Below are 5,774 nucleotides of genomic sequence, written 5' to 3' on the forward strand. Positions count from 1 at the left end.
TTAAATCCATTGCGGTCATATCATGTTGTTCAGCTTTAAGTCTGGGTTTTGGCATTATTATTGGTGATTTCATTGGTCAAGTAGTTTCTGGAACGGCAGCTGCGATGACAGGCGGCATTATTTTAATTCTGCTAGGGGCTGGAATGCTGCTTCAGTACTTTAAACCTGACAAGGCACATGAAAGTGTAAATACAGAAACGACGATTTTTAACTTTGAAATAAAATCTATGGGTGTGGTCATCAATATATTACAAAAGCCAATGAAAGCAGATTTTGATAAATCCGGCACGATAAATGGCATTGAAGCCATTGTCCTGGGGTTCGCTTTGTCTTTGGATGCTTTCGGAGCAGGAATAGGAGCCGCAATGATCGGCATTTCACCATTTATCCTAACTCTTAGTATTGCCATTATGAGTTTTGTTTTTATCTGGGGCGGATTGCTAAGCGGGAGAATGTTAGCTGCGAATAAAGTGATGCGGCACATTGCTTTCTTACCAGGTGTATTGCTCATTATGATTGGAATCTTGAAATTATAAAAAAGTTAGGAGCCGAATATGGAAAAGGTTATTGGAATTACAGGCGGTATCGCTAGCGGCAAAAGCAGCATTAGTCAATACATTGAAGATATGGGGTTTACTGTGATTGATGCAGACATCGCTTCAAGAGCGGTTGTTGAACCTGGCCAAGAAGCTTATACCGAGATTATTTCAGTGTTTGGCGATGAATTACTGCTTCCAGACCAAAGGATTAATCGAACAAAATTAGGGGCGATCATCTTTCACGATGATGAAACACGCCTGCTCTTAAACGGGATTGTACACCCTGCTGTGAGAAAGTGGATGTTAGCGCAAAAAGAAGCAGCTTTCCAAAAAGGACAGCGCACAGTCTTTATGGATATTCCATTATTATTTGAAAGCAAGCTAACTTATATGGTTGATAAAACAATACTTATTTATGTCGACGCCGACATTCAAGTTGATCGATTAATGAAACGTAATCAATTATCTGAAGCTGATGCAATGGCGCGGATAAACTCCCAAATGCCGCTTGCAGAAAAGATCGCCTTAGCAGATGCGACAGTTGACAATAATGGGCCGATCGAAACTACGAAACTGCAGACACGAAACATTCTAAAAGAATGGGGAGTCATAGAGTAAAAAAATGAAGAGAGAAAATCCTCTCTGCATTTTTTTTATATATACAGCCTAATGATCATCATTAATACCTCGAAATCTCATTGTAACTAGTTAGAACGTGGAAATCTCCAATAAAATCTCATTTTATTTATTTTTTCATCACATTGATGTCCTAATGTGTTATACTAATTATGGTAAAACAAACGGAAAAGTATAACACTAATTCGGGAGGGTCCGAAAAATGAATGTAAGAGTAGCTATTAATGGATTTGGTAGAATTGGAAGAATGGTATTTCGTCAAGCAATCGTAGATAACAAGGTTGACATTGTTGCGATTAATGCAAGTTATCCTGCTGCAACATTAGCGCATTTAATTAAATATGATACGACTCACGGGAAGTTTGAAGGTGAAGTCATTGTTGAAGATCATGCGTTGATTATCAATGGCCGCCGGGTTTTATTATTAAATAACCGTGATCCTAAACAATTGCCATGGAAAGAATTAAATATAGATATCGTTATTGAAGCCACCGGTAAATTTAATCACAGAGATAAAGCGAGCTTACATCTTGAAGCTGGAGCCAAAAAAGTGATTATTACTGCGCCTGGTACAAATGAAGATATCACGATTGTTATGGGTGTGAACGAAGACCAGCTTGATGTAGATAAACATTTTGTGATTTCAAATGCGTCATGTACGACGAATTGTCTGGGGCCAATTGCAAAGGTACTCGATCAAAAGTTTGGGATTGAAAATGGCATGATGACAACTGTACACGCTTACACAAACGATCAAAATAATATAGATAATCCACATAAAGACTTAAGAAGAGCACGAGGTTGTGCACAGAGTATTATTCCTACAAGTACGGGTGCTGCCAAGGCAATTTCATTGGTGCTTCCTCAACTTAAGGGGAAACTTTCCGGCATGTCTTTGCGTGTGCCGACTCCAGACGTATCATTGGTCGACCTTGTCGTTGATTTGAAATGTCCCGTAACCGTAAATCAGATAAATACAGCCTTTCATGAAGCAGCTGCCGGCCCATTAAAAGGGATTCTTGGCATCACTGATGAGCCGTTGGTTTCTGTTGACTTTACGAGTGATCCACACTCAGGTATTATCGATGGATTATCGACAATGGTAATCGGTGAAAATAAAGTAAAAATTCTTGCTTGGTATGATAATGAATGGGGTTACTCCAGCCGAGTTCTTGATTTAGTAAAGTATGTCGCACAGGAAATGAAAAATATTTCCGAAGTAAAAGCTGGATAAATACAGAGGAAAAAAAAGCCTTTCTGCCCAGCGGAAAGGCTTTTTATGTGTGAATACGAATAGCGGGAAAATTTTAAATCAATTGATTTATAAAAAAATCATATTGCATAAATAATCCAAACACAGTATACTATGACTCGTGAGCTGATTAGTGATCATAATGGCTACTTAAAGGGTTAGGACCTCTTTGGACTAACTTTCCCCCGTGGTAGTTGTTTGTAGAACAAGGTTTCTACAGAATCCTAAATCATGTAAAAGGGGGAAACTTAACATGGAAACAATGGGTAGACATGTAATCTCTGAACTTTGGGGATGTGACTTTGATAAACTGAATGACATGGATTTTATTGAAAAGACGTTTGTGAATGCTGCGTTAAAATCAGGTGCAGAGGTACGTGAAGTAGCTTTTCACAAATTTGCTCCGCAGGGTGTCAGCGGTGTTGTTATTATTTCGGAGTCGCATTTGACCATACACAGCTTTCCGGAACATGGTTATGCCAGCATTGATGTTTATACATGCGGCGAACTTAATCCAAACGTAGCTGCAGAGTACATTGCCGAAGCATTGAATGCTCAAACACGCGAAAACATTGAGCTTCCGCGCGGCATGGGTCCGGTTAAAGTAAATCAGAGTAAAATCACGGCGCAATAACTAAAATTAAATAAACCAAGAAGAGGTGCGGATGCATCTCTTTTTTTTATGGATTTTTTGAGACAAATAAAGCCGACAAGGGTTTTTTATAACAGGATTGTCTTGCAAACATGTATAATAAAGGGAAAGAAATTTAAGGTGGAGATGAAGCAGATGGGTTGGGCTAAATCAATTGTTACTCGGTATAAACAACAATGTTCGACTAATGATCACCATCAAGATAAAGAGCTGCAAACACGTTATTATAAAATTACCCAAGACAAGGCACTGACAGCAGTAGAGGAGATTTTTAGTGATAAGCAACGCTATGAGATTAAATCCATCTCTCGCGAGCATGGTGAAATTTTGCTGGAAGCAACAAAACATGCAATTACCATTGTGGTTTCAGTAGTCCCTATCAGAAACTTTGAAAATGCTATTGATTTTTATGTGTCTACGGATAAATGGCGGCTGACAGGGGCTTATCCTCGGTTAAAGCAAGAAATAATAGATGCATATAGCAGACTTGGGGAAAAATTAACCGCAGTAGAATCAAGTAAATAATATGTGCTAAGATGATATACATAATGCTGAATCGTTTTTTGCTTGTACACAGTGACGCTTTTATATAAGATAAAAGAAACGAAAAAAGGGTATTCTCCCGGTAAAGATTTAAGGGAGTATTAAAAAACACGGAGCTGATATGTATGAAGTGCCCGTCTTGTCAATATAATGGAACCCGTGTCCTTGATTCCCGTCCCGTGGATGAAAGCAAATCAATTCGCCGCCGACGTGAATGTGAAGCGTGTGCTTACCGGTTTACAACATTTGAAAAGGTAGAGGAAATTCCTTTGATTGTTGTCAAAAAGGAAGGTACACGCGAGGAGTTCAGCCGCGACAAAATTCTACGCGGTTTAATCAGGGCTTGCGAAAAACGTCCAGTACCATTGAAAGAATTGGAAGATATAACAAACTATGTTGAAAAAGAATTACGGAACCAAGGTATTTCAGAAGTGAAAAGCGACCTGATTGGGGAAATGGTTATGGATCGGCTTGCTGAAGTGGATGAAGTGGCCTATGTAAGGTTTGCCTCGGTTTATCGTCAATTTAAAGATATTAATGTTTTTATTGATGAATTAAAGGAACTACTAAATAGAGAAGGTAAACAGAGCTAAAGACTCCTCTTTGGCTCTTTTCTATCGAGTGAAGGAGTTGCTGGGTACATCTGCGACCGTACGGAAAGGGTTGGTGTTATGACCAAGCATTGGCAGGAATTACTACCAGTGGACCGGTATATGGTTTCTTCAGCAGGACTGCTGCATGAGTATGACAGAAAAATTTTGACGCTTCTTTACCAGCCGTTAATTGGACCTGTCTGCGTTAGTCTTTATATGACCCTGTGGAGTGAAATAGAAGCTAATCGGCTTTGGTCACACTCATCAACTCATTACAGCCTGATGAATACAATCGGTCTAAATTTGAATGACATTTTCGAGGCGAGAACGAAGCTGGAAGGAATCGGACTGGTAAAGGTCTACCGGAAGAAAATGAATGATGAAAAACAGTTTATTTATGAATTGAGACCGCCATTAACGCCAGAGCAATTTTTTACAGATGGCATGCTGAATATCTACTTGTACAAGAAAATTGGTAAAGCCCATTTTAACCGCCTGAAAAAATTCTTCTGCGATGACCGTATACAAGTAGAGGAGTTTGAGGAGGTAACCAAATCGTTTTCTGCTATTTTTACTTCCGATCATATGGATTCTTTATACATGTCAGATGAGGCGGCCGATACGTTAGAACCTGAAAGTACACAGCAATTTATCGGCCGTCCTGATGGTCAGGAACCTGATGGCTTTGAGAACACATTTGACTTTACGCTCTTTTTCTCAGGATTAAAAAGCTCGCTTGCACCTAAAAAGGCATTTACATCTAAAGTGACTGAGACAATCAGCAAGCTTGCATTTTTATATGGAATCAATCCGCTGCAAATGCAAGGACTTGTAATTGGTTCGGTGAATATGGATAATGAAATCGATTTGAAAGAGCTGAGAAAGTCGGCGCAAAATTGGTATCAAATCGAGTATAATAAGGACATGCCATCGCTGACAGAAAGAGTACAGCCTGTCAAACACAGAACGCAGCATGAAGAGCCAAAAACCCAAGAACAGGAGTATATCCGACACTTGGAAACGACCTCTCCAAGGGATCGTCTTATGCAGCTTTCAGGCGGGGCGGAGCCTTCTGCAAATGATATGCAGATTATTGAAGGGGTTATGCTGAATCAGAATTTACGGCCTGGAGTTATAAATGTGTTAATTGAGTATGTTATGCTGAAAACGGATATGAAGCTTACCAAAGCTTATGTGGAGAAAATCGCTAGTCATTGGACACGAAAAAATGTCTCGACAGTCACTGAAGCGATGGAACTCGCTAAGAGTGAGCATCGCCAATATCAGGAATGGGCAAAAGCGAAAAAAGAAGGCAGAACCTCAAATAAAAAAGCAACCCGGACTGAACCTGTTCCGGAATGGCTCAATAAAGAAAAAACAGAGACGGCAGCAGTCGTTGACGATGCAGCCTTAATAGAAAGAAAACGACAGCTTGAGGAAAAAATGAAAAATCTTAAAAACAGGGGGTGATCAATGATGGAAAAAATAAATACGGCGCTTAATAAACTAGCGAATACTGTTCAATTTAAAAAACGGTATGATCATTTAAAAGATGAAGT

Annotated in this window: 7 protein-coding genes; all 7 read left to right on the top strand. The window is 39.4% G+C overall.

The features are described 5' to 3' along the window. Nucleotides 1-536 (top strand): sporulation membrane protein YtaF (ytaF, locus tag AC52RT_RS04655; RefSeq protein WP_495539675.1); only part of this gene is annotated, 536 nt, incomplete at its 5' end. A gap of 18 nt (nt 537-554) precedes the next feature. Next, nucleotides 555-1,157 carry a dephospho-CoA kinase gene (coaE, locus tag AC52RT_RS04660; RefSeq protein WP_495539676.1) on the top strand — a complete coding sequence of 201 codons (603 nt, stop codon included), beginning with the start codon at nt 555-557 and terminating at the stop codon, nt 1,155-1,157. 220 nt (nt 1,158-1,377) lie between these two features. Beyond that, on the top strand, nt 1,378-2,409 hold the full coding sequence (locus AC52RT_RS04665; protein WP_495539677.1) for a glyceraldehyde-3-phosphate dehydrogenase: 1,032 nt from the start codon (nt 1,378-1,380) through the stop codon (nt 2,407-2,409). A 271-nt stretch (nt 2,410-2,680) separates the two neighbouring features. Then, entirely contained in the window at nt 2,681-3,061 is a 381-nt protein-coding gene (gene speD / locus AC52RT_RS04670; protein WP_495539678.1) for an adenosylmethionine decarboxylase, read from the top strand. A 144-nt stretch (nt 3,062-3,205) separates the two neighbouring features. After that, nucleotides 3,206-3,604, top strand: a complete 399-nt coding sequence (locus AC52RT_RS04675; RefSeq protein ID WP_495539679.1) for a hypothetical protein — start codon at nt 3,206-3,208, stop codon at nt 3,602-3,604. Between the two features lie 143 nt (nt 3,605-3,747). After that, entirely contained in the window at nt 3,748-4,215 is a 468-nt protein-coding gene (gene nrdR, locus AC52RT_RS04680) for a transcriptional regulator NrdR (protein ID WP_040373416.1), read from the top strand. Between the two features lie 78 nt (nt 4,216-4,293). Then, entirely contained in the window at nt 4,294-5,685 is a 1,392-nt protein-coding gene (locus tag AC52RT_RS04685) for a replication initiation and membrane attachment family protein (protein ID WP_495539680.1), read from the top strand. Nucleotides 5,686-5,774 lie beyond the last annotated feature (89 nt).

The organism is Peribacillus sp. (assembly GCF_059453735.1).